The sequence below is a fragment of the Aeromicrobium sp. genome, from assembly GCF_049587115.1.
Taxonomy (GTDB): Bacteria; Actinomycetota; Actinomycetes; order Propionibacteriales; family Nocardioidaceae; genus Aeromicrobium.
Genome location: NZ_JBAVDI010000119.1, coordinates 1 through 2,343, shown reverse-complemented (window position 1 = coordinate 2,343; position 2,343 = coordinate 1). Strand labels below are relative to the sequence as shown.

The following is a 2,343-nucleotide window of genomic DNA, read 5'->3' as shown; positions in this document are numbered from 1 at the left end:
GTGCTTCTTCGCGCTCAAGGACGGTCGCCGGTTCGTCCCGTGGCTACGCGCAAGAACCGGGGACCGAGTCGGTCACCACGTGGCCGAGGTCGGCACCCGAGCCTGGTCCACCCTCGGAGGGTTCGTACGTACTCAAGCCCTGGTCGGGCTGATCGACGCGGTGCTGATCGGCTTGGGGTTGGTGATCGTCGGAGTGCCACTGGCACTCCCCCTTGCCATGCTCACCTTCGTGGCGGCGTTCGCGCCCATCATCGGTGCGGTCGCCGTCGGCGCCGTCGCGGTGCTGGTCGCACTCGTAGCCAACGGCTGGGTGGCGGCGCTGACCGTGTTCGCCATCGTGCTCGTGGTGCAGCAGCTCGAGGGCAACCTGTTCCTGCCGTGGCTGCAGGGCAAGACGTTGAACCTGCACGCGAGCGTGGTGCTCCTCACCGTCGTGCTGGGGTCAACACTGTTCGGGGTGGCTGGCGCGTTCCTCGGCGTCCCCGCCGTGGCGGTCGCTGCCGTCGTGCTGCGCTACCTCGATGAAGTGGTCGCCGCCAGGTCCACACCACCACCGGACCCGACTGACGGCTCCGAGCACGCCAACAGCGACAGCGATGACGCGACCGAGGACCAGGATCGTGATATCGAGACAGCCTGAGTGCGCTCGGTAGGACACGCCCCATCGCTAGCCGTGATCTCCAGCTCGGCTGCTGCTGCTCGACCTCTAGCCGGGAGTCCGCATGGCCCAACCGCTTTTCCAGAGTGATGACGCCTCATCGGTGCAGTTCCGGTGGGTGTTGAGCGGCAGCCACGACGAGGTCACCGGCGAGCACACCTCGCTGAGGTTGTCCGGCCGGATCGAGGGCATCGACCTGGCCGGGCTCGCCGAGGTGTTGACCCGTGCGTCGCGTCAGGTCGAACACACGCTTGTCATCGACCTCCGTGGTCTCGATGCGTGGTCGGTACGTGCCCAAGCGATGGTCCTGACGTGTGCCCAGCGCCTCGCCAGGCGCAGCGCCCGCATGGTCTTCTACAGTCCTAGCCCAGCCCTGCGGAGGCAGAGCACGGCCTTGGGGGTCTTCGAGTTCATCCAGACACTGGATCCTCCCCCCACCCCGCGACGCCGATCCCTGACATCGGTGTCAGGGGACAGGGATAGGCGTCGGGACCTTTCGGTCGACTCAACTCGCCCGCGGACCGTTTCCTCGAGGCGCGCACAGGCAGAGGGTGCACCGCTCGCGCTGCCGCCGGCGAGAGTGGCGCTGGCGTCGTGGGAAACCGACGGCGGCGCGACGGACCAGGGAATCGTAAAAGGAGAGCTGTGAAGATCCAGACGCTCCTGACCAGCAAGTTCGATCGCATGGACAGTCGAGACGGCAGCCACACCATTCGTGGCCACCGAAGATGATCGCAGCGAGCGACGCGCCACGACGGCTCTGCAAGCACGCACGAATCGCGCTTGGATCCCCGTGCACCGGCTACGACACCAGCATCGCGATCGAGTAGGAACTACGCTCCGATCAGATTTTCATCGGTACACAGAATCTTCCGCAGCCCGACGACCACTCGAGGGAGAATCGACATGGACGTCCCTACCTGGGCGTGGGCACTCACCGTGGCTGGCATCGTGGCGATGCTGGTCTATGACTTCGTCTTCCACACTCGGAAGGCGCACGTGCCGACCCTTCGCGAGGCCACGATCTGGTCTGCGGTCTACGTCGGAATCGCACTGCTCTTCGGGGTCCTGGTCCTCGTCTTCGGCGGCGCCACCCTCGGCGGGGAGTACTTTGCCGGCTACATCACCGAGAAGGCACTCTCGATCGACAATCTCTTCGTCTTTCTGATCATCATGGGCAGCTTCCGTGTCCCTCGCGAGGACCAGCAGAAGGTCCTGCTGTTCGGCATCGTCTTCGCGCTCATCGCCCGCACCGCGTTCATCTTCGTCGGGGCAGGCCTCATCAACGCGTTCTCCTGGGTGTTCTACATCTTCGGACTCATTCTCCTGCTCACAGCGGGCAACCTGCTGAAGGGAGAGTCGAGTGGCGACGACTCCGAGGGGGAGAACCTGATGGTTCGACTGGCCCGCAAGCTCATCCGGACCTCCCCCGAGTACGACGGCGACAAGATCTTCACGCAGGTCGACGGCAGACGTGTCCTGACCCCGATGCTGCTCGTGATGGTGGCAATCGGAGGTACGGACATCCTCTTCGCCCTCGACTCGATCCCGGCCATCTTCGGCCTCACCCAGAGCACCTTCATCGTCTTCACCGCCACGGCCTTCTCGTTGCTCGGCCTGCGACAGCTGTTCTTCCTGATCGAGGGTCTGCTCGAGCGGCTGATCTACCTCTCCTACGGCTTGGC

The 2,343-nt window shown here is 64.8% G+C and carries 3 protein-coding genes; all 3 read left to right on the top strand.

Translation table 11 applies throughout. The features are described 5' to 3' along the window. Positions 1 to 640: AI-2E family transporter (locus WB461_RS10860; protein WP_423852748.1), on the top strand; the 640-nt coding region annotated here is incomplete at its 5' end. Positions 641 to 722: 82 nt separating this feature from the next. Beyond that, positions 723 to 1,307 (top strand): STAS domain-containing protein, encoded by a 585-nt coding sequence (locus WB461_RS10855; RefSeq protein ID WP_423852747.1) that lies wholly within the window; start codon positions 723 to 725, stop codon positions 1,305 to 1,307. A 257-nt stretch (positions 1,308 to 1,564) separates the two neighbouring features. Beyond that, positions 1,565 to 2,343 (top strand): TerC/Alx family metal homeostasis membrane protein (locus WB461_RS10850; protein ID WP_423852746.1); only part of this gene is annotated, 779 nt, incomplete at its 3' end.